Source organism: Paenibacillus sp. XY044 (assembly GCF_002257645.1).
Taxonomy (GTDB): domain Bacteria; phylum Bacillota; class Bacilli; order Paenibacillales; family Paenibacillaceae; genus Paenibacillus_AQ.
This window is the reverse complement of the sequence record NZ_NQMO01000002.1, coordinates 497,617-520,299: the sequence shown is the minus strand read 5'-3', so window position 1 is coordinate 520,299 and position 22,683 is coordinate 497,617. Positions and strand designations below refer to the sequence as shown.

Genomic DNA, 22,683 nt, shown 5'->3' with positions numbered 1-22,683 from the left:
ACGCGCAGCGTCCCCCCACCAACACGCGAGTGGAGGAATGCGGTGGCTGCGGAGCGTCCCTCAGAATGCGGTGTACGCGCAGCGTCCCCCCAAACAAAGAGGCTGCCCCTCCAGTCATTCCTGACCGGAGAGGGCAGCCATTTCTTGATACGAATTAGCAGTCGAAGTACAGACCGTACTCGTGCGGATGAACGCGGATCGAAACAGCTTTCGCTTCAGCACGCTTCAGGCTCACGAAGTTATCAATGAATTCTTTGGTGAATACGTCGCCTTCCAGCAGGAACTCGTAATCAGCTTGCAGAGCGTCCAGTGCTTCATCCAGGGTGCCCGGTACGCTGCGGATTTCCGCTTTTTGATCGTCGGAGAGCTCATAGATGTTTTTGTCCATCGGTCCGTATCCGAGCTCAACCGGATTGATTTTGCGCTTGATCCCGTCCAGACCGGCCATCAGCATGGCCGAGAAGGCCAGGTAAGGATTAGCAGTGGAGTCCGGCGTACGGAACTCGATGCGGCAGCCTTTAGGCGTTACAGCGGCGACTGGAATACGGATCGCTGCAGAACGGTTACCTTTCGAGAACACGAGGTTAACCGGTGCTTCGTAGCCAGGAACCAGGCGTTTGAAGGAGTTTGTCGACGGGTTCGTGATGGCGATCAGAGCCGGAGCATGGTAAAGGATACCCCCGATGTAGTTCAGCGCCATTTCGCTCAGGTTCGCATAAGCGCCTTTTTCATAGAACAAAGGCTCGTCGCCGTTGAAGATCGACTGGTGAACGTGCATGCCGCTTCCGTTGTCGCCAAAGATCGGTTTTGGCATAAACGTGGCCACTTTACCGTATTGACGAGCAGTGTTGTGAACGATGTATTTGTACAGCAAGAGGTTATCCGCTGTTTTCTTCAAGGTATCGAAACGGAAGTTGATTTCCGCTTGGCCTGCAGTGGCGACTTCATGGTGATGACGCTCAATGCGGAGGCCGGCTTCTTCCAGCAAACGACACATTTCGCTGCGGATGTCTTGTTGGGTGTCGACAGGTGCGACAGGAACGTATCCGCCCTTAACGCGTACTTTGAAGCCAAGGTTGCCGCCTTCTTCTTTGCGGTTCGTGTTCCAGGAAGCTTCTTCGGAATCCACGAAGTAAGAAGAGCTGTTCATGCCGCTTTCGAAACGGACGTCATCGAAAATAAAGAATTCGGATTCAGGCGCAAAGAATGCTGCCGTACCAACGCCGCAATGCTGCAGATATTCTTCGGCTTTGGCTGCGATGCTGCGTGGATCACGCTCATAGCGCTCGCCGTCCGGCGTATTGATGTTACACATGATGTTCAATGTCGGATGAGCGGTAAATGGATCGATAAAAATCGATTCCGGATCTGGCATCATGACCATATCGGATTCTTCGATTCCCCGGAAACCGGCGATGGAAGAGCCGTCGAACGCAACCCCGTTCACGAACGTTTCTTCATCCACTTCAGAGGCAGGCAAAGAAATGTGATGCGCACGGCCAGCCAAATCTACGAAACGGAAATCCACCCACTCAATTGCTTTCTCCTGAATTGTTTTTAATACGTTTTCAACCGACATGCTCTCTTCCTCCCAATTTCCGAACATTTCCCCGCATTCACAACGTAAACGTTCAGTATCTAATGATTTATGTCGTCATTATAAAACTTCAAACCTGACATCGTCAATATCTATGTAAGGTATTTTTAAAAATGGTGTGAGGTATCCTTACACTTTTCAACACATTATTTGCACTAATTGCAAATAGCCCGCTCGGACTGATTTTCACTAGAAAATCAGCCGGCAGGCTTAGTTGTCTTTCCGGTATTACCAGGGAAATATTATACCCCTACTTTAAAAGCTTCAGCAGGCGCCTTGGACGTGTTGAACGTGCGCCCAACGATCGGCGCCAGCTTCTCCAGGTCTTTAAGAAGAGCGGCGAATTGGTCGGGGAACAGCGATTGCACGCCGTCTCCGGTCATCGAGTTGTCCGGGTCCGTATGCATCTCGATAATCAGGCCGTTAGCACCAGCCGCAACCGAGGCTTTGGACATAGGCTCAACCAGCTCTCTGCGGCCCGTGCCATGGCTCGGATCGGAAATGACCGGCAAATGGCTCAACTGCTGCAGCACAGGAATAGCCGACAAATCCAGCGTATTGCGGGTGTAGCTTTCGAATGTGCGGATTCCGCGCTCACAGAGCATAACGTCCGGGTTGCCGCCTGCAAGGATGTACTCGGCCGCATTCAGCAGCTCGTCGTAGGTCGCGCTGAATCCACGCTTAAGCAGTACGGGCTTACCGCAAGTTCCCAGCTTACGAAGCAGGTCAAAGTTCTGCATGTTCCGTGTGCCCACCTGCAAAATATCAGCATACTCGGCGCAGATGTCTACGTATTCCGGTGTCATGACTTCCGTAATGGTCAAGAGGCCATGCTTTTGTCCGGCTTCAGCCATCATAATAAGTCCTTCGACGCCGATTCCTTGGAAGCTGTATGGTCCTGTCCGTGGCTTGAAGGCTCCGCCTCTCAGCACCTGTCCGCCGGCAGCCTTCACCAGGCCTGCGATTTCGTCGATCTGCTCTGGAGATTCAACCGCGCAAGGTCCTCCCATGACGACGAGCTCGTCGCCTCCAATTTCCACGCCTTTTATCTTGATCACCGTGTTCTCCGGATGGAAATCACGGCTTGCCAGTTTGTATGATTTCGTAATCTTCACTACATTCTCTACTCCCTTCATTTGACGCAAATGCTCGGCAAGCTGCGGGTTGACCTGACCGATCAGCCCAATGACCGTCCGGTCTGCGCCTTTGGAAACAGAAGCCTGCAGTCCTTCCTTCTCAATCACACGCACAATATCCGCAATTTGTTCTTCCGGAGTCGTATTGGATGTAATTACGATCATGGCTTTTTCATCCTCCTATGAAGCGCCTCGCTCCTGCGTACGCTTCAATTCTATTTTCAAATGATCCGGTATCTTTATTTGGTCTACCGTTCTCGCCTCTCACTTACTAATACGCTTAAACGCGTTTTCGCTTTTAAGCTTTTATCCACTAAAGTAACTATATCGGAAATCCCCTCACCCGTCAACCCCTCAATCTAAAATGGGCATCATCCCCATACCCATCGGGTCTATTTCTTCCGTGTGGATCCAGAGCTTTAAGCGGCAGCAGAAATAAGGGTAAGAAGCAAAAAAAGAAGCAGACTTCCATTAACGGAAGTCCTGCTTCATCTTATCGGCATTACGCCTTGGTGCCGCCTGCCGCCTTCACGGGCGGAAGCAGCTTCTTCATATTGACCGTGCGCTTGATTTCCCACGTATCCGGATTCTCGGGATCGTATTGTTCCAGATATACGACCACTTCCTTCGTGATCGGGGTCGGCGTGGACGCGCCGGATGTGACAGCCACCTTGGATATGCCTTCGAGCCATTCGCGTTTCAGCTCGGTAATGTCGGCAATCCGGTAAGCCTTGACGTTGGCAATCTCTTCGGAAACCTGGGCCAGCCGGTTGGAGTTGTTGCTCCGCGGGTCGCCGACAACGATCACCAGATCCGCTTGTCCGGCCTGCTCCGCGACCGCTTCCTGCCGCACTTGGGTAGCCAGGCAGATTTCATTGTGAACCTCGGCGGACGGATACAGCTCCAGCAGCTTTTTCATAATGACCTTAATGTCCCATTGGCTCATCGTCGTCTGGTTCGTAATAATGATGCGGGAGGCAGATATGTGCAGATTGGCAATCTCGTCTTCCTTCTCGATCAGATGGACATGCTCCGGCGCAATACCAATGGCTCCTTCGGGTTCGGGATGGCCCTTCTTGCCGATATAAATGACCTCGTATCCTTCCGCCACCTTCTCGCGGATCAGATCGTGGGTCTTGGTGACATCCGGACAAGTCGCGTCAACGGTCGTAAGCCCTTTGTCCCGGGCCAGCTTGCGGACTTCCGGCGAGACGCCGTGCGCGGTGAAGATAACCGTGCCGCTGTCCACCTGCTTCAGGATATCCATCCGGTTCGGTCCATCGAGCGTGATGATCCCTTCGTCTTCAAAAGAATTCGTGACATGACTGTTATGCACGATCATGCCCAATATATAAATCGGCCGGGGGAGGTCCAGGTTCTGGGCTGCCTGGCGCGCCAACACCATGGCATCGACGACACCGTAACAGTACCCCCGCGGCGAAATTTTAATCACTTCCATGACTTTCACCTGCTTTCTCTGGCATGCCTTAACCTAACCATTATACCCTATTCCAAAGGGACGGGAAAGACGACCGGCAGCCAGATAATGAAGGTGGTGCCTTCTCCCTGGCGAGTGACGACCTCGACCGAGCCGTTCAACTCCTCGATAATCCATTTGGCGATGGACAAGCCCAGCCCGATGCCCTCGGTCATGCCGCGGGACTGATCCGCCCGGTAAAACCGGTCAAAGATATACGGCACCTCGTCCTTATCCATGCCGATGCCTGTATCGGCAATTCGGATGCCCACCTGATCCTCATACAGCAATGCGTCAAACGTCACTTCGCCTTCCGGCGTATACTTAAATGCGTTTTCAATAAAAATGAACAGCATTTGCTGCATATAGTCCTTATTGCCGTTGACATATACACCGTTCAGGATCGAAAAGTCACCGGTAATCCAATCGGCCTGCCGCGGCAGGAATTGGGCCCTTCTGGCTACTTCCTCTACGAGGATTTCGAGCGGAATCGGCTGCTTGTCAAAAGTCCGCCCCGTGTCGGCCCGTGCCAGTGAGAGCATGTCGCCGACGAGCCGGCTCATCCGTTTGGATTCGTCGGCAATGTCGCTGATGGCCTCCCGGGTCATCTGCTTGAGCGCCGCTTCGTCCAGCTTCGGACGGTCTCCTTCCTCGTCTGACCACATCTTCTCCAGAAGGTCCACGTTGCCGCGGATCGTCGTCAGCGGTGTCCGCAGCTCATGCGAAGCATCGGATACGAACCGGCGCTGCGTCGCGTAAGATTCCTCGAGATTTTTATAAAAGCCCTCCATGCGCCCCAGCATACTGTTGACCGTGTCGATCAACTGCCCGACTTCATCCTGTGGCCCATCGTAATCGATGCGGACGCTGAGATCCTGGCCGTTTTGGATTTGGCTCGCCGCTTCGATGACGTTGCCGATGGGGCTCATCGATTTGCGGGCAAGGAACAGGCCAAGCGAGGAGGCCACAATGATCATGATCGTTGCGCTGATGACCAGAATATTCCGTAGCAGGGTAAGCAGTTCTACTTCATGTCCCGTATAAATGGCTACTTGGAGCAATGCAACCACCTGGCCGGTATTGCTTTCCGTAATGGTGCCCTGGTATAGATAAAAAGGATTTCCCTGGATATACACAGATTTAAAACCCTGCTGTTTTACCGATTGGTCGTAGTCAGGATAAGGGAATTTAATCTTTAATGCCCCCAGGTTTTCGGACACGGATAACTTATTATTTACGTAATCAATCATCTGCACGAAGGTCTGCGAGGCCAAATCGGAAGGCGCCGAAAAACTCAAATAATTACCGCTGCGGTCATTCCAGTTCAAAACCACGGTCGGCTTGATTTTATTATATTGCTGAGCCAGTCGGTCCCTCACGGAATTATACGTATTAAAATGGACGACACCGTACACCGCCGAACCGAACACGATCAGCGTTACGGCCAGGATGGCAGTGTACCAGGCGGTCAAGCGCAATCTTATGGACATTTCTTATGAATCCCCTCTCAGGATGTAACCTGCGCCGCGGATCGTTTGAATAACACGCTTCCCTCCGTGTTCTTCCGTCTTCTGACGGAGCATCGCAATGTACACTTCCAGCACGTTGGACTCACCGCTGTAATCATAACCCCAGATTTTATCCATAATTAAGTCGCGGGACAGCACCCGTTTCGGATTTTGCATAAACAAATGAAGAAGCTCAAATTCTTTAGCCGTTAGCTCCAGGCGCTTGCCGCCGCGCAGCACTTCCCGGGAGTCGACGTCCAGCACGATATCCTCATAGGTCAACCGGTGATCGCCGGCCTCTTCCTGCCCCGGCTTCCGGCGCAGCAGCGCGCGCACCCTGGCCAGCAGCTCTTCCAGCGCAAACGGCTTGACGAGATAATCGTCCGCGCCAAGATCAAGCCCTTTGACCCGGTGTTCGATTTCATCCTTGGCGGTAAGCATCAGGATCGGCACCTGGCTGCCGCCTTCCCGAAGCCTGCGGCACACTTCGAATCCGTCCACCTGCGGCATCATAACGTCCAGCACGACGATATCGGGCTCCCCGTTCAGAATGACCTTCAGTCCCTCCGCCCCATTGTTAGCGGTAATAACGTCGTACCCCTCAAATGCCAGCCCCCGGCGCAGCATGGAAATGATTTTTTCATCATCGTCAATAATCAAAATTTTCGATCGCATTCACAGACTACTCCTTTATCTCTTTATCTTGTATCATGGCACAAGCCTCTGCTTCTTATTGTAGCAGTGAACATTTTCCTTTGCACCATCGCCAATGTACGACAACAGCGGAAGGGAGTTCCCTTCCGCTGTCATCTCTAAGCGTATGGATTACTGGCCGCTGACCGAGCTGGTGTCCGTGAATTTATTTTTGTCGCCGATGGTGACCTGCAGATCCATCTTCTTGTTGTTGCGGACGATGTTCAGCGTCACTTTCGAGCCGACCTTTTGTTTCTGGATAAATGCAGTCAGATCGGAATTGGTTTTATAAGCCGTACCGTTCACGCCGGTAATAATGTCGTAAGGGCGAAGGTCCGCTTCGTAAGCCGGGGATTTGTAGACGACCTCGGCGACGACGGAGCCCTCTTTAACATCGGAGTCCATTTGTTTCGCCACTTCTTCGGTCATCGTCATCAGAGATGCTCCGATAAACGGAACCGGATCCTTCGGAATTTCCTGGTTCTTCTCCAGCTTGTCGACGACATTCTTGATCGTACTTGTCGGAATCGCGAAGCCGATGCCTTGCGAATCGGCGCTGACGGCCACGTTCATGCCGATCACTTGGCCGCTCAGGTTGAGCAGCGGTCCGCCGGAGTTACCCGGATTGATCGATGCGTCGGTTTGCAGCAGATGCTGATATTTGCGGGTGCCGTTACCGGATTCCTCGCTGATATCGATGGAACGTTCGCGGGCGCTCAGTACGCCTGTCGTTACCGTATGGTCAAAGCCCTGCGGGTTACCGATCGCTACGACCGGCTCGCCGACTTTCAGGCTCGAAGAATCGCCCAGTGGTACCGTCGGGAAGTTGTTGTTGCCTTCGATTTTTAGAACGGCAAGGTCAAGATCCTTGCTGCTGCCCAGAAGCTTCGCTTCGTAGGTCTTTTCGTCGTTCTCGATCGTTACCTGAATGACGTCGGCATTCTCGATGACGTGCTCATTGGTCAGGATATAACCTTCCTTATTGTAGATGAAGCCGGATCCGATGCCGTAAGGAACGAGCTGCGAAGAATTCGAACCCGAACCCGAGCCTTGGGATTGGGAATCCGATCCCGATCCGCCATAACCCGAATCGCCGCCGAACTGGTCTCCGAAGAAGTAGGAGAACGGATCGTTCAGGTACGGATTGCTTTGGGAATTGCTCCGGCTGCTCTGTTTAACGAGCGTTTCGATTTTAACGACGGCCGGTCCCGCTTCTTGTACCACCCCGGATACATCCGTCGGCTTCGAGAGCGGAAGCGATGTCGTATTGGCCTTGCCGGTCGTGTCGCTGTTGTCGGCTGCAGCCGATACCGTCGTGGAAGGCTGTTCGGACGTGAGCGACGTGTTAGGGGTAAAGAGATTCATACGGTCCGCCGTAAACATCAACCCGGTGATGACAACCATGCCGGCAAGGAAGGAAATCAGCACCGTTTTCACCGACGTCTTCGGACGCTGGTTAAACTGCCAGTTACCGCCGTTGTTGCCGCCTCCGCCACCTGAACCTCCGCTCCGTCCAGTGCTGTCGGAGTCTCCGGAGCTGTGGTACTGGCTTGAAGTTACAGGAAGCTGTCTGACCGGATTCGGAGGAGTGATCTCCACTTCATCCGCTTGCGGCCTATCGGAGGACTCGCTGCCTTGATGCTCTGTATTGTTGTCTTTTCCAAGGGACTTAAACGGCCCATAGGAATAGTAATAAGATGAATTATTCGAATCGGAAGATGGCTGTTCACGCTTTGTTGGCTCCTGATCAAACGAATCTTCCGGCTGGCCAAATCTGTTTCTTTCGTCCATGTGATTCATGCCTCCTGCTTTCCCTGATTTATAGCGTTCCGTTAGGGATATTGTTTAACTGTTTATATCATGTACTATAAACCTTAATGACAGATTAAAAACAATTAAAAAGCAGATAAAACATGGCGTGAATGGCTATGGCTGCACCCACCCTTTGCGGTGGGCGTAGATGGCCAGCTGCGTTCGGTCCTCCAGCTCGCATTTCATCAGCAGATTGCTCACATGGGTCTTGACCGTTTTGATGCTGATATGCAGTTCCTCGGCGATATCCTTGTTGCTTTTGCCTTCGGCGACGAGCAGCAGCACTTCCTTCTCGCGTTCGGTCATCCCGGTGGAATCTCCCTGGACGGTCCGCTGGCGGATGCCTCTCGTCAGGGCCTGGGAAACATCGCCCGTCATGACCGGCATGCCCCGGTTCGCCCCTTGCAGCGCATAGATCAGTTCGTCGGCTGATACGGTCTTCAGCACATAGCTGACGGCTCCAGCCTCCACCGCGTCCACCACCAGATCGTCTTCGAGGAAGCTCGTCAAAATGACGATCTTGATCGAAGGGTATTTCGCAAGAACGGCCCGCGTCGTTTCTGCGCCGTTCATCACCGGCATCATCAGATCCATCAGCACGAGATCGGGATGCTCCTCCTGCGGCCGCTGGTCCAGCCAGTCCAGCAGTTCTTTACCGTTGCCCGCTTCCCCGATCACTTCAAAGGAAGGCTCCAGCATCAGGTATGTTTTCAGTCCCATTCTTACCATATCGTGATCATCGACGATGACCACCCTCACGCTCTCTGCCATTTCCATTTCCCCCTGCCTGTATTGATAATCCGTTCTAAGTAAACTTAGGTATATGTACCCGGATGGTCGTACCCGAGCCCTGGCGGCTCATAATTTCAACCTGACCACCCAGCTTTTCGGCCCGCTCCCGCATGGTGGACAGTCCGTAGGATCCCGGTCTATGCGGAATACTGTCAAAGCCTTGGCCGTCGTCGCTGATGCTGAGCACCACCTGCCGGCTCTCCTCACGAAGCGACATGCTGACCAGTCTCGCATGGGCATGCTTCACGATGTTCGCCACCGCTTCCTGAATAATCAGAAACAGCTGATGCTCGATCGCTTCCGACAGGCTTCCCTTCAGCTCGACCTCCTTCATGCCTTTGAGGCTGTTCTGGCGGCAGTAGTCCGGAAACCACATTTCCAGCGCTTCGGCCAAGCTCTTGCCTTCCAGCTCAACGGGACGGAGCTGCGCGATCAGCGCGCGCATCTGCTTCTGGGCCATTTGGGACATCGTAATGAGCTGCTCCATGACCACTTTGCCCTGCTCCTCATTCCGTTCAAGCACCCTCGGCAGCGAAGATGCCGACATATGAATAGCAAACAGCTGCTGACTGACGGTATCGTGCAGATCCCGGGCCATCCGCCGGCGCTCCTCGATGACAGCCGATTCCGCAGCCTTTTCCTTTTCGATGACTTCCTGCTCGCCCATCCGCTGCAGCAGCTCCATTTTCTTTTCTATGGAGTCCATCACGTTGTTGAATTCATGGTACAGCCGGGCAAACGTCGGGTCATCGGTTTCCCCGATTCGCACCGACAGATTCCCCTTGGAAACCTGAAGCATGTTAAACTCCAGCACATCGATCCGCCTCTGGATCCGCTGTCCGGCCATGTATCCGATGATGATCGACAACAGCAGAAACCCCAGGCAGGAATAAATCCATACCCAGGTTCCTTTGATAACTAGATATCCGCTGTCGCTGCCGATGTAGAAGATCGCCGTCATCAGAAGGCCGGTCAGCAGGAAGTAAAACAACAGCATCCATTTGGTATTTTTCATGATACTTTTCATCCGCTCAACCTACTTTGCTTACTTTAATATCACCGATAAACGCGCTGACGTTGATTTTGATCTTTTTGCGCGCTTCCTTGTAATACGGCGTACGCGTCGAAACGTTCCCCGCAAATCCGCTCCGCGACTCGTTCAGTACCGACATATCCCCGATAAAAGAGTTCGAGTTCACCGTGACGCCCAGGTCGGTATCATCCGGAATGTACACTTTGATATCGCCGATAAAAGCGGATATGTTGATCTTGGTCTCCCCGTAAGGAATATGCGCGCGGGTCAGATCCAGAACCGTGTCTCCAATAAATTGGGACAAGTTGGTCGGCTTCAGCTGGAAAGAATCGCGTCCGAGGTAAATGTCCCCGATAAAAGAGGACTTGTTGATTTTCCCGTCATGGTCGGATTCGGCGAAAGGCCCGTGATGGTGCCAATCGTGATCTTCCGGTTCGCGGAACGGTCCGCCCCGGCGGGCTTCCTCTCTGGCGTAGTGCTTGTAGTATTTTCTGTAGTGGCGTTTGTACTTGTTCTTGTAGTGCTTTTTCATCCGGTCCATATCGTCGTCCTCGTCGTCCGGATCAAAATCGTCCATATCGATGTCCTCATGATATGAGGATTTCGGCGGAACGCCCTGCTGTCCCTTCTCATTGCTGTACGGAATACCGAATTTTTCCTCGAACTGCCGGTCGAGGGACGAGCTGTCAAGCTCCACTGGCTCCGGCGGCACCGGCGGTTCCGGCGTAAACACAGGCTCCTCGGGACGGCGTTTGCCGGCTGGCGGAGGGGTCCGGTCATTCGGTTTGAAAATGACGTACAACCCGCCGATAATCAGCAGCGCAGGGATGATGATTTTAAACAGATTGCCCGGCGAAATCCAGAGCCATCCCAGATTGCGGCCGAGGAAATAGGCCCCGATCAGGAGCATGATAGCTCCGCCAAAGAACGAGCGCCGGCCCTTCGCCAGCTCTTTGAGCCCCAAGACAACCAGAATCACTGGCCAGTAGTCTCCGATGAGCCCCCAGAAGCTGACATCGATATAGCCGAGCTGGTTCAACAAGAACACAACTCCGATGGCGATCAGCACCAGGCCTCCAAAAAGGCGGTCCACCCATTTTTTTTGCATAACCATATCTCCTTTAACTCCATTGTTCATATACCCATCAAGTTCGCATCGCTTGCGAATCTGATATCAGTGTACAATAAAGGCGGCCTGGCCGACAGCGGCGGCGGAATGATCCTGTTCTCGGTCCCTGGACCGAGGTATATTCCAATTTATTCCACATAGGAAATGTCCATCGATGTATTTCTAGAAGACAGGCAACGAAATGCTTTCTTATATAAATTAAAACACCCGCTTCTCAGCGGGTGCTTTAGTAAAATTGACGAAAGAATGATTATTGTTGATCGTTTTGTTTGAATTCTTCGTCAAACTTTTGGTTAGGTGTTTTGAAGTTGCTGCTTTGTGTTTTTTGCTTTTGCGTGGAAGTTGCGCTTTCGTTTCCGATTTCGGCAAACTCCTCGTCAAACTTTTGGTTTGGCGTTTTAAAGTTGCTGCTTTGTTTCTTTTGCACCATGTAGGTTCACCTCCCTATAGGCTTGTCTGTCAGGCAAATCTGCTGGGATCTCTCCAACCGCTTTGCCCTTGTGTAGTATGTGAAGACCCCTGGAATTTATACAGCTCTGCAGCAAAATTAAAGCATGGAAAACGATACCTGAAGGACCTCCAGAATACAAAAAAAGCCCGGGGCCATTTCGGGCACCAAGGCTTACGTTATTATAATGATATCGCTATACCGCTTCATCCAGCAGCGAAGCAGGAACGGTTTTATAAGTCTGGATCGCTTTTCCCAGCGTCTTCAGCATTTCTTCGCTGCACTTGCCGTTACCCCGCTTAATCACAAACACGTCGACTTCTTTTTTCCCCCACTCCTTATACACCTGCTTGGTCGTGGAGAAATACAGGTCGATCTTGCGGCCTTTGATAGCAGACCCGGTATCGGCAACGACGCCATAACCGTAGCCAGGCACATACAGAATAGTGCCGAGCGGGAACAATTTCGGATCGGCCGCGATCGTCGAAATCGTGTTTTTGTCCCTGCGCACCTTCACGCCGGAATACGTAATACCGTACGACGGATGGCTTGGATGTTTGCCCGTGGATTCATAACCCGCGGTATATCCGGTCGCCGTAACTTTGACGGTACGAATGACCTGCTCCTGGCGCGGCATCAGCACCGGCATCGACGGCTCCTTCACGGCACCCGCCTCCTGCAGCGGCTTGACTTCGGCTTTGCCAATGGCAGGAACAGCCGCTTTGGCCGTATATTTAGGCATAAACTCATTTTGCTTAAATACGTTCTCCGCCGCCCGCTTTTTCAAATCAACCACCTGGAACATTTCCGGCTGCATTGCATATTTTAATGGCTTTTGATAATAATCATTGGCTGCCAGCATCGGATTCTTCGCATTTTCATTCCCCATATCCCCATCATTCGCAAGCAGCGAGAAGGATGCCGCATACATCTTGGGCGCTCCTGCAAGCATGCCAAACAGAAACATACAACACAAAATCCTCTGCCATGTTTTCACCTTGTTCATATTGAAATCCTCCCCCTTTACTTGCGAGGATGTCCATATGTTTCGGCGTTTATACATGTAAAAGTGAAGTCGTCTCACTTTGCAGAGGATTGTGCAAGCTTATTATTTTATCGTTTCACGATGAATCGGTCTTAGAAAATTTCGCGCTTCGCGATTTGTTCACGGAGCAGCGAGCTCGCCTCGTCCACGGTTTTGGCCCCGATGTCGCCTTCGCCGCGTTTGCGGATCGACACGGTTCCCGCGTTCATTTCATTGTCGCCGACGATGAACATGTACGGAACTTTCTCAAGCTGGCCTTCGCGGATTTTGTAGCCGAGTTTCTCGTTGCGCACGTCTGCTTCCACGGATACGCCCTGAAGCTTCAGCTTCTCGGCCACTTCCTTGGCATAGCCTTCGAATGCGATGGAGACCGGGATGACCTTGACCTGCACCGGCGACAGCCAGAGCGGAAGGTTGCCCGCGAAATTCTCCAGCAGGAAGGCCGTAAAGCGTTCCATCGTGCCCAAAATACCGCGGTGGATGACGACAGGACGGTGCTTCTGCCCGTCATCGCCGACGTATTCCAGTTCGAAGCGCTCAGGCAGCAGGAAATCCAGCTGTACGGTGGACAGCGTTTCTTCCTTGCCGAGGGCGGTACGGATCTGCACGTCGAGCTTCGGACCGTAGAAAGCGGCTTCGCCTTCGGCCTCGAAGAACGGGATGCCCGTCTCTTCCACGACCTCGCGCAGCATGCGCTGGGACATTTCCCACATGTCGTCGTTCGGGAAGTACTTCTCGGTATCCTCCGGATCCCGGTAGGACAGGCGGAAACGGAAGTCGTGGATGCCGAAGTCCTCATACACCTTGGTGATCAGCTGAATGACGCGCAGGAATTCTTCCTTGATCTGATCCGGTCGGCAGAAAATATGGGAATCGTTGAGCGTCATCGCGCGCACGCGGTGCAGACCGGTGAGGGCGCCGGACATTTCGTAGCGATGCTGCATACCGAGCTCGGCGATCCGGATCGGCAGATCACGGTAGCTGTGCATTTCGCTCTTGTACACCATCATATGATGCGGACAGTTCATCGGACGGAGCACAAGCTCTTCGTTGTCGAGCTCCATCTTAGGGAACATGTCCTCCTGGTAATGCTCCCAGTGGCCGGATGTTTTGTACAGCTCTACGTTGCCGAGAACCGGCGTGTAGACGTGTTGGTACCCAAGGCTTTCTTCAAGGTCAACGATGTAGCGCTCGAGGGTGCGGCGCAGCTTGGCGCCTTTCGGCAGCCACATCGGCAGGCCTTGTCCCACCAGTTGGGAGAAGGTGAAGATTTCGAGCTCTTTACCGAGCTTGCGGTGATCGCGCTTCTTGGCTTCCTCAAGGAAGTGAAGATGCTCATCCAGCTGCGCTTTCTTCACAAAGGCGGTTCCGTAGACCCGCTGCAGCATCTTGTTTTTGCTGTCGCCGCGCCAGTATGCACCGGCCACGCTCATCAGCTTGAATACCTTAATCTTGCCGGTGGAAGGCAGATGCGGTCCGCGGCACAGGTCGAAGAATTCGCCCTGCTCGTAGATGGTGATGACGCTGTCCTCAGGCAGCGCGTTGATCAGTTCCAGCTTGTAAGGATCCCCGAGCTCGCCGAAAATGTCCAGCGCCTCCTGCCGGCTGACTTCCTTGCGGACGATCGGCAGGTTCTCGCCTACGATGCGCTCCATTTCTTTCTCGATCTTCTGCAGATCTTCCGGATTGAGCGGATGCTCCAAATCCATGTCGTAGTAGTATCCGTCCTCGATGACCGGTCCTACGCCGAGCTTGACCTCTTTGGCCCCGAACAGGCGCTTCACCGCTTGAGCCGTCAAGTGCGCTGTACTGTGGCGCATGACTTCAAGGCCTTCCGGCGAATCGAGGGTGACGATTTCCACCGCGGCTCCTTCCACGAGCGGAGTGGACAAATCGACCACGATGCCGTTCAATTTCCCTGCGGCCGCATTCTTCTTCAGGCCGCTGCTGATCGATGCGGCAACGTCTTCAATAGTGCTTCCGTCCGCATATTCACGGACCGAACCGTCTGGCAGTTTGATGCTTACTGACACGTTGTATTCCTCCTTGGCAATTCGGCGGAGAGCCGCCTTTTCAAAATAGTACATGGAACGCAAAAAAACACCCATCCCTATAAAAGGGACGAGTGTTTGTACCCGTGGTTCCACCCAACTTCGACAGATCTCCATATTTCCTAATGCAGTGAATATGAGATGCTGTCCTTCAGCATCAGATAACGGAATGACCCGGCGGCTTATACTGAGCTTCCCTGCCCTAATTATGAACCGGGAAAACATGTTCCAAACCGCAGCTGTAGAGGGGTAGACCGAAGCCGGTATTCGTGAGGAAATTTCAGCCAAGTTCCCTCTCTCTGACCGTCCGTCTCTTCAGGTCCATGTCTCTGTCGACGCTTTTATCGAATTATGAGTAATTATAAATCCCTGTCCAGCGGCGAGTCAAGCTATATCTTCCCCGTTTCGCGGAAATAGGCGTGGCAGTCCGGGCAGTATCTGCAAATTTCCACCCGCTCGTCGAAAATTTGCATCAGGGTGCGGACGACCGTCATATGGGGCTCGCGCGTATGAATAACGATTTTGGCAGGGGACACGGAAATCAGCGTCGTGACGACCGTATCTTCCATTTGCAGGTCTTGCTGGTCCAGGCGCTCTACCACAACACCTTCATCATGCCGGTACTCCAACGGCCTTAAATCGCCGTCCAGCACGAGCAAATCCTGGCCACCCTTATGAATGACATGAGCGATCGGCATCTGCGGCTGCTGGAAATAGACAAAGTACTTCAGAATGCTGACAAACTCCTCATACTGCCGATCCATCAAAAACTCATCCACCGCATACTCCACGACTTCCTTAAGCTCTTTAACATAAGCTGCGGCACGAAAGGTTAGAAATCCGTCCACATGAAACAGCGGCCGTTCGCTTAAGCACTGCTTGATACTGCGAACGAGCATATCGTAACGGCGGGACCATGCGCCCCCTTCGGAGTTCTTTTCCAGGCTCATCCGGCAGTGCTTCAAAATCTGCTCTCTTTCCTCGGGATCGGGAAAATCGAAATCCTCAGCCAGAATTTTCTGGATCAGCCGCTGCTCCTTTTCCTGCAAAATGTAATGGGCCACCGTCTTGGTGGCAGCGGCGTACACCTGCTGCAAGTGATGCTCTTTAAAGAACCGCGGATCGTCCTCCCGGCAGCTCCACAGCATCATATCCTCATGGACCGTACAGCTGATCGCGAGTGATTTGTACTTGTTATGTAAAACCTGGTTCGCTTCCGTAACCATGCGCTTATATTCCTCCGCTTCCTGCGGACTAAAGGTTCGGGCTGCTATGCTGAACAGTTCCATGGAGAACACTCCTTTCAATTTCCTTCTTACAAAGTATATGTTTTAGCCGGGGGGATATACGGGAGGGATCGATGGAAAACAGGCTAACATTTCTCAGTTAAAATCGACATGAAATGCTTGGTAAACGGGCATTTCCGTTGTGTAGAAACGGTGCCGACTGCCGGGAAATAACCAAAGGCCCCCCCCTTTGAACAACAAAGGAGGAAGCCCTATTCATATCCAAAATCGATCGAAACAAAAAACCGCTTCGTCTAAACGAAGCGGCTCGCTCGATCAAGAAATATTTAATATTAGTTCTGCATCACGAAGTCGCGTTCCACTTGGGAGCCTTCTTCAAAGACGCGAAGCGTTTCGTATCTCGTGTTCCGCTGAGCCGGGATTTTACCTGCTTCGCGGATCAGCTGCAGGATGGAATTGATGTTAACCTTGTGCACCGCACCGGCGGAGGACACAACGTTCTCTTCCATCATAGTGCTGCCGAAGTCGTTGCAGCCGTAGCTGAGCGACAGTTTGCCTACTTCCGGTCCCATCGTTACCCAGGAGGACTGCAAATTCGGTACGTTGTCCAACACGAGGCGGCCGATCGCCACGGACTTCAAGTACGCTTCCGGCGTTTCGCGTTCCCGCTTCAGGCTCGTGTTGTCGGGCTGGAACGTAAACGGAATAAAAGCGAGGAAGCCTTTGGAGTCGTAGCCATTCGCAATGCATTCGTCCTGTGCGTCGCGGATGCGCAGCATGTGCAGCGCACGCTCTTCCATCGATTCGCCGAAACCGATAACCATCGTGGCCGTCGTGTTCATGCCGATTTTGTGCGCCATTTGCATGACGTCCATCCAGTCGCGCCAAGTTCCTTTATGCCGGCTGATTTTGGAGCGGATCCGGTCGTCGAGGATTTCGGCGCCGCCGCCAGGCAGGGAATCCAGTCCCGCCGCTTTCAGCTCGCGCATGACTTGCTCCAGCGACAGTCCCGATACCTCCACCATTTTGCGGATTTCCGCAGGGGAGAAGGAGTGCATCGTGATGTTCGGGAACCGCTGCTTAATGCCTTTCAGCAGGTTCGTATAGTAATCGAACGGCAGGTACGGGTTCGTTCCGCCCTGCATCAAAATTTCCGTTCCGCCGACGTCCTCGGTTTCCTTGATTTTCTGGAAAATCACCTCATCCGGCAGGGTATACCCTTCTTTGTGCCCAGGGACACGGTAAAATGCGCAAAATGTGCAGTATGTATCGCACACGTTTGTATAATTGACGTTCCGTCCGATGACGAAAGTCGTAATTGGATCGGGATGTACCCTCTTCATCATGATATCGGCAGCATGACCCATTTTCTCCACTTCGTTGCTCTCGAACAATGTCACGCTGTCTTCCAAATTCAGGCGTTCGCCCCGTAGTGCTTTATCCAGAATACGGTCAACCGCACTCATATTTGGCAGCCTCCTATCATATGTGAATTTTGTAACATAAATTAAAACATGACCAACTCCATCTTAACACAATTGGGGCCCAAGCAAAACGAAATTCATAGAATCTGTTAGCCGAAGTTTAGCTGACGTGGGCTGAACGAATGAAAGGCACCGCCACAGCGGTGCCTGAACTTTAATATTTAACCTTGAAGCGCCTGATCCAGATCGGCGATCAGATCGTCGACGTCCTCGAGCCCGACGGAGAACCGGAGCAGCCCGTCGGTAATGCCGCGCTCCAGCCGGACCTCTGCCGGCATCGCCGCATGGGACATCATCGCCGGATAGGAGAGGATACTCTCCACCGCGCCCAGGCTGACGGCCACGAGCGGGATTTGCGCGCGGTTCAGCACCTGCTTGGCCCGCTCGCCGGAGCCCACGTCAAACGAAACGACGGCACCGTAGCCGGTGGACTGCTTCTCATGAATTTCTCTGCCGGGATGATCGATAAGTCCCGGATAAAAGACCTGCGTAATGTCTTGACGTCCTTTCAGCCACGCGGCCAGCACGGCCGCGCTCTCTTCGCTGTGCTTCATGCGGGCCTGCAATGTTTTCATGCCCCGCATCAGCAGCCAGCTCTCCTGCACGCCAAGCACCGTCCCAAGGCCGTTCTGCAGCTGTTTTAGCTGGCGGCCGATTTCCTCGGTACGGGCGACGGCCAGACCGGCCAATACGTCGCTGTGTCCGCCAAGGAACTTCGTCGCGCTGTGCAGCACGATATCCACGCCTACTTCGATGGGGCGCTGGTAATACGGCGTCATAAACGTGTTATCCACCATGGTGAGCAAATCATGCTCCTTGGCCCACTTCGTGACGGCTTCGATATCGGTAATTTTCAGCGTCGGGTTCGACGGGGTTTCCATGTACACGGCCTTAGTGTTCGGCTTCAGCGCAGCCTTCACCTGATCCAGGTCGGTCATGTCCACGAAGGTGCTCTCTATCCCGTGCCGATTCAAAATGCTCGTAAGCAGGCGGTAGGTTCCGCCGTATACGTCCTCGGTAACGATCATATGATCTCCGGCCGACAGAAGCATAAACGTGCTCGAAATGGCCGCCATGCCGGAAGAATAGGCGAATCCGCGTACCCCGCCTTCAAGCAAGGCAATATAGTCCTCCAGCGCCTGGCGCGTCGGATTGCCTGAACGGCTGTAATCATGTACCGGCGGATTGAAAATGTCCGCATGATGAAACGTAGACGCCTGATAGATCGGCACGCTGGAAGCTCCTGTCGCGCTGTCGATTTCCGAGCCGAAATGGAGCAGCTTGGTCGCGAATTTCAAATCCGGCTTGCCTTTGTCCTGATGTCCTTTGCCCAAATCACTCATCCTTGGCTGCTCCCTTCCACTTCCTTGATCGCGGCATCCAATGCGCCGCCCAAATCCGCAATCAGGTCATCGATATGCTCGATGCCTACCGAGAAACGGAGCAGACGGTCGTCGACGCCGACGGCTTTGCGGATTTCTTCCGGGATATCGGCATGCGTCTGTACGGCCGGATACGTCATCAGCGACTCAACGCCCCCAAGGCTTTCCGCAAAAGCGATCAGCTGGATGTGGCGAAGCACAGGCTCCACATAACGGGCGTCCTTCACTTTAAAGGAGAAGATGCCCGTATTGCCCCGGGACTGCCGGTTCTGGATGTCATGTCCCGGATGGTCCGGAAGCGCTGGGTAGAATACTTCGGCGACCGCCGGGTGCGTCTGAAGATACTTGGCCATCGCCGTGGCGTTGCTTTCGTGGCGCTCCATCCGCAGGGCCAGCGTTTTCATTCCTTTCATGAGCTGATAGGAATCCGTCGGCCCAAGCACCGCACCGATGGAATTGTGCAGAAACGCTATTTCCTCAGACAGCTCTTTACCTTTGGTCACGATGAGGCCTGCAAGGACATCGTTATGTCCGCCCAAATATTTGGTCGCACTGTGCACGACGATATCCGCGCCGAGTTCGATCGGACGCTGAAAGAACGGCGTCAGGAGCGTATTGTCCACGATGGACAGTAAGCCGTGGCGGTGGGCCCAATTGGAGACGGCCTCGATGTCCGTGATCATCATGAGCGGATTTGTCGGTGTCTCGATAAATACCGCCTTCGTATTCGGGCGTCTGGACTGTTCCAGCTCGTCCAGATTGTTGGTATCGACGTACGTTGCCGTAACCCCGTATTTGGAAAGGATTCTTTCCAGCAGGCGGTATGTACCACCGTACAGATCCAGCGAAACGATCAAGTGATCGCCCTGGCTGAACAGGGTGAAAATAGTTTGAAGCGCAGCCATGCCCGAACTGCAGGCAAAGCCGGCGTCCCCGGATTCCAGCTTCGCTGCCGCGGCTTCGAGCACCTTGCGGGTTGGGCTGGCGGTCCGGGCGTAGTCAAAACCGGTACTTTGGCCAAGCTTCGGATGACGGAAGGCCGTTGCCTGATAAATCGGGAAGTTTACCGCTCCGGTTACGGGTTCTTCGACGGAGCCGATTTGGGCCAATCTGCTTTCAATTTTCCAAGGTTCCTTTTCCATGTGCATATCCTCCTGTAGGGTCGACTAAATTTGCGGCCAGACTTCAAGACTCTCCCCGATATCATAAGGAGTCTCCTGATATACATAGTAATTCAGCCAATTTGAGAATAATAAGTTGGCATGCGAGCGCCAGATGGCGAGCGGGGCCCGGTTCGGATCATCGTTCGGGTAGTAGTTGACCGGAATTTCCATGTCCATGCCTTTCGCGATATCGCGCTCATACTCCCACTTGAGCGAATCCGGATCGTATTCGGAGTGGCCCGCCACAAAGATCTGCTTGCCGTCTTTGCTTGCCACCATGTGGATGCCGGCTTCCTCCGATTCCGAGAGGATTTCCAGCTCCTGGACATGCTCGATATCCTCGCGTCGCACCTCGGTGTGGCGGGAGTGCGGTACATAGAACACATCGTCGAAGCCGCGAAGAAGCTGCACGTTGCTCTTCATGACCTGGTGCGGGAACACGCCGAAGCATTTCTCCTTCAGGTCCCATTTGGGAATGCCGTAGTGGTGGAACAATCCCGCCTGAGAGGCCCAACAAATATGCATCGTCGAGGTGACGTTCGTTTTGGTCCAGTCCATAATCTCGCGGAGCTCATCCCAGTAGTTCACGTCTTCAAAATCCATCTTTTCAACAGGCGCACCGGTAATGATCATGCCGTCAAATCGGCGGTGCTTCACTTCATCAAACGTTTTGTAGAACGACTTGAGGTGCTCCGCAGGCGTGTTCTTGGAAATATAGGAGCCCGGATGAAGCAGCACAATGTCAACCTGCAGCGGCGAGTTCCCAAGCAGGCGGAGAAGCTGGGTTTCCGTCGTTTCCTTGGTCGGCATCAGATTGAGAATTGCGATGCGCAGCGGACGGATGTCCTGTTGATACGCTTTGGTATCGTCCATGACGAAAATATTTTCCCGGGTAAGAACTTCTTTCGCCGGTAAGGTGTCGGGGATCTTGATCGGCATCGTTATCATCTCTCCTTTTGATCTGAAGACCGCGAAAATCAGTAACTTGAGTAGAAGCCGAGTATACAAAAATGACCTTTCCCACACAAAAGAGAAAGGTCATTATACGCTCATTACCGCGCCTCTCTCATCTGTCAGGAGACAACGCCAAAAGCCGCTGTCATATTCCTGCAAGAATTAGCACCGTGCGTACATACCGCCGGTTGCCGGGTTTCATCGGGCTAGTCCCTCCACCTGCTCTTGATAAGATTTCGCTGTATTCAATTTTACATTGTCTTGTTCCTTACTTTAAATCATAAGCCCATCCTTCGTCAAGACGCGGATTTGTCATTTTCGGCAGCATTTCGTGCACCGATCACCTTTCGCTTCCATACCCTGTTATCAGGACCTGCCGGCCGCCATTTTGTTCTTGAAAGGAATAAAACCCGGCGTTATACTAGACAAGTGTTTCATACCCCGATATGACAGAGGTGACATGAAAGATGGAAGGCGACCCGAGCCCGAAGCTGGATGCATGGAAAACACAACCGCATAGACCTGAGATCAGCTTGCCGGCAGAGGGAAGTTTTCGTTTTCATGCCCGTACGTTTCTCCAGCAGTCCCCCGATTTCCGCTGACCGGCAGCGCTGATTTCTTTTCTATGCTCAAACATCTTGAGCAAATCCTTTTTTTGCCGCTCAGGCAAGGAGGGATTAAAGGAGTGAAATCATATGAAAATCCGGTTGGTGAACGAAGGAGTATTTACTCCGATCGATGACCTTCAAACTGTACTGACACCGCCTTTGGCTGGATTTTACTGGATCGACGCCGACGTCGATGACCTTGCGGAGCTGCAGCCGCTGTTTTCGCTGCATGATCTGGCGGTCGAAGACTGTCTCAGCGAAGAGGAGCAGCGCCCGAAGATCGAAATTTACGAAAATCACTATTTCATCGTGGTCAACAGCATCCGGTTTGACGACGAGGAAATTTTCCTGCGCGCGCTGAACGTTTTCCTCGGAAGACACTTCATCATTACGGTGACGAAGCAGAAGATCAACGAGCTGCGGACGCTGAAACCGATCCTGTGGGAACAGGAAGTCAGCGGGCCTGACCGTTTTCTGTACCTGCTGATCGACCTCGTGGTCGATAACTACTTCGTGGTCGGCGACCGGATCGAAGCCAAAATCGAGAAGCTCGAAGAAGACATTCTGATGCATACGAAAAAGTCCCATTTGAACGAAATCATCGGTCTGCGAAGCGAGATCCTGTGGCTGAAGAAAGTGCTAGGTCCGCAAAAGGACGTCATCAATACGTTAAATAAAAAAGACCTCCGGCTGATCGACGATCAGCTGCAAAAATATTTCAGCGACATTTACGAAAATGCGGTCAAAATTTCCGAAACATTCGATACGTACCGCGATCTGATGAGCAACTTGCGCGAGGCGTACCAGTCGAGTATTGCCAACCGCGCGAACGAGATTATGAGGGTGTTTACGGCAATGACCGTTATCTTCATGCCTTTGACGATCATTACTGGAATCTATGGCATGAACTTCGATAACATTCCGGAGATCCACTGGAAATACGGCTATTTCATGATCCTCGGCATCATGCTTGTCCTTGGTCTCGGCATGGTCGTCATTTTCAAGAAAAAGGACTGGATTTGAAAGTCAGCGCATAACCCCATTATTATGAATTGGAAAACAGGACGAAGGAGACGGCCGCATGCCGTGAAAACCTTCGTCCTTTTTGCGTAGTTACCGTCCGT

Annotated in this window: 18 protein-coding genes and 1 riboswitch; of the genes, 1 reads left to right on the top strand and 17 read right to left on the bottom strand. The window is 52.9% G+C overall.

Annotated features, from left to right (window positions below):
• Positions 1 to 154: 154 nt before the first annotated feature.
• From glnA to metA, 17 genes are all read right to left on the bottom strand, one after another.
• On the bottom strand, positions 155 to 1,579 hold the full coding sequence (glnA, locus tag CJP46_RS10810) for a type I glutamate--ammonia ligase (protein ID WP_094595603.1): 1,425 nt from the start codon (positions 1,577 to 1,579) through the stop codon (positions 155 to 157).
• Between the two features lie 260 nt (positions 1,580 to 1,839).
• Positions 1,840 to 2,898: a 3-deoxy-7-phosphoheptulonate synthase gene (aroF, locus tag CJP46_RS10805; protein WP_094595602.1), complete on the bottom strand. Its 1,059-nt coding sequence runs from the start codon at positions 2,896 to 2,898 to the stop codon at positions 1,840 to 1,842.
• 337 nt (positions 2,899 to 3,235) lie between these two features.
• On the bottom strand, positions 3,236 to 4,192 hold the full coding sequence (locus CJP46_RS10800) for a 4-hydroxy-3-methylbut-2-enyl diphosphate reductase (RefSeq protein ID WP_094595601.1): 957 nt from the start codon (positions 4,190 to 4,192) through the stop codon (positions 3,236 to 3,238).
• A gap of 47 nt (positions 4,193 to 4,239) precedes the next feature.
• On the bottom strand, positions 4,240 to 5,700 hold the full coding sequence (locus tag CJP46_RS10795) for a sensor histidine kinase (protein ID WP_094595600.1): 1,461 nt from the start codon (positions 5,698 to 5,700) through the stop codon (positions 4,240 to 4,242).
• A 3-nt stretch (positions 5,701 to 5,703) separates the two neighbouring features.
• Positions 5,704 to 6,393: a response regulator transcription factor gene (locus tag CJP46_RS10790; RefSeq protein WP_076170639.1), complete on the bottom strand. Its 690-nt coding sequence runs from the start codon at positions 6,391 to 6,393 to the stop codon at positions 5,704 to 5,706.
• Between the two features lie 150 nt (positions 6,394 to 6,543).
• Entirely contained in the window at positions 6,544 to 8,202 is a 1,659-nt protein-coding gene (locus CJP46_RS10785) for a S1C family serine protease (protein ID WP_094595599.1), read from the bottom strand.
• A 135-nt stretch (positions 8,203 to 8,337) separates the two neighbouring features.
• Positions 8,338 to 8,994: a response regulator gene (locus CJP46_RS10780; protein WP_094595598.1), complete on the bottom strand. Its 657-nt coding sequence runs from the start codon at positions 8,992 to 8,994 to the stop codon at positions 8,338 to 8,340.
• Positions 8,995 to 9,028: 34 nt separating this feature from the next.
• Positions 9,029 to 10,042 (bottom strand): sensor histidine kinase, encoded by a 1,014-nt coding sequence (locus CJP46_RS10775; RefSeq protein ID WP_094595597.1) that lies wholly within the window; start codon positions 10,040 to 10,042, stop codon positions 9,029 to 9,031.
• A gap of 4 nt (positions 10,043 to 10,046) precedes the next feature.
• Entirely contained in the window at positions 10,047 to 11,156 is a 1,110-nt protein-coding gene (liaF, locus tag CJP46_RS10770; RefSeq protein ID WP_256992295.1) for a cell wall-active antibiotics response protein LiaF, read from the bottom strand.
• Between the two features lie 271 nt (positions 11,157 to 11,427).
• Positions 11,428 to 11,607 carry a hypothetical protein gene (locus CJP46_RS10765; RefSeq protein WP_094595595.1) on the bottom strand — a complete coding sequence of 60 codons (180 nt, stop codon included), beginning with the start codon at positions 11,605 to 11,607 and terminating at the stop codon, positions 11,428 to 11,430.
• A gap of 214 nt (positions 11,608 to 11,821) precedes the next feature.
• Positions 11,822 to 12,367, bottom strand: coding sequence for a 3D domain-containing protein (locus CJP46_RS37380; RefSeq protein ID WP_094596136.1), 546 nt, complete (start codon positions 12,365 to 12,367; stop codon positions 11,822 to 11,824).
• Between the two features lie 395 nt (positions 12,368 to 12,762).
• Positions 12,763 to 14,703, bottom strand: coding sequence for a threonine--tRNA ligase (thrS, locus tag CJP46_RS10755; RefSeq protein WP_094596135.1), 1,941 nt, complete (start codon positions 14,701 to 14,703; stop codon positions 12,763 to 12,765).
• A 407-nt stretch (positions 14,704 to 15,110) separates the two neighbouring features.
• Entirely contained in the window at positions 15,111 to 16,010 is a 900-nt protein-coding gene (locus CJP46_RS10750; RefSeq protein ID WP_094595594.1) for a putative sporulation protein YtxC, read from the bottom strand.
• A gap of 290 nt (positions 16,011 to 16,300) precedes the next feature.
• Positions 16,301 to 17,434, bottom strand: coding sequence for a cyclic dehypoxanthinyl futalosine synthase (gene mqnC, locus CJP46_RS10745; protein WP_094595593.1), 1,134 nt, complete (start codon positions 17,432 to 17,434; stop codon positions 16,301 to 16,303).
• A 179-nt stretch (positions 17,435 to 17,613) separates the two neighbouring features.
• A complete protein-coding gene (locus tag CJP46_RS10740) occupies positions 17,614 to 18,795 on the bottom strand; it encodes a trans-sulfuration enzyme family protein (protein ID WP_094595592.1) in 1,182 nt (393 codons plus the stop codon).
• Positions 18,792 to 19,976, bottom strand: a complete 1,185-nt coding sequence (locus tag CJP46_RS10735; RefSeq protein ID WP_094595591.1) for a PLP-dependent transferase — start codon at positions 19,974 to 19,976, stop codon at positions 18,792 to 18,794. Before CJP46_RS10735 ends, CJP46_RS10740 begins: the two co-directional genes overlap by 4 nt.
• A gap of 24 nt (positions 19,977 to 20,000) precedes the next feature.
• Complete coding sequence (metA, locus tag CJP46_RS10730; RefSeq protein WP_094595590.1) at positions 20,001 to 20,936, bottom strand: homoserine O-acetyltransferase MetA; 936 nt, start codon at positions 20,934 to 20,936, stop codon at positions 20,001 to 20,003.
• Between the two features lie 124 nt (positions 20,937 to 21,060).
• Positions 21,061 to 21,186, bottom strand: a riboswitch (SAM riboswitch).
• Between the two features lie 460 nt (positions 21,187 to 21,646).
• Between metA and corA the strand changes: the two genes are divergently transcribed.
• Entirely contained in the window at positions 21,647 to 22,582 is a 936-nt protein-coding gene (gene corA, locus CJP46_RS10725) for a magnesium/cobalt transporter CorA (RefSeq protein WP_076170651.1), read from the top strand.
• The last annotated feature ends 101 nt before the right edge of the window (positions 22,583 to 22,683 follow it).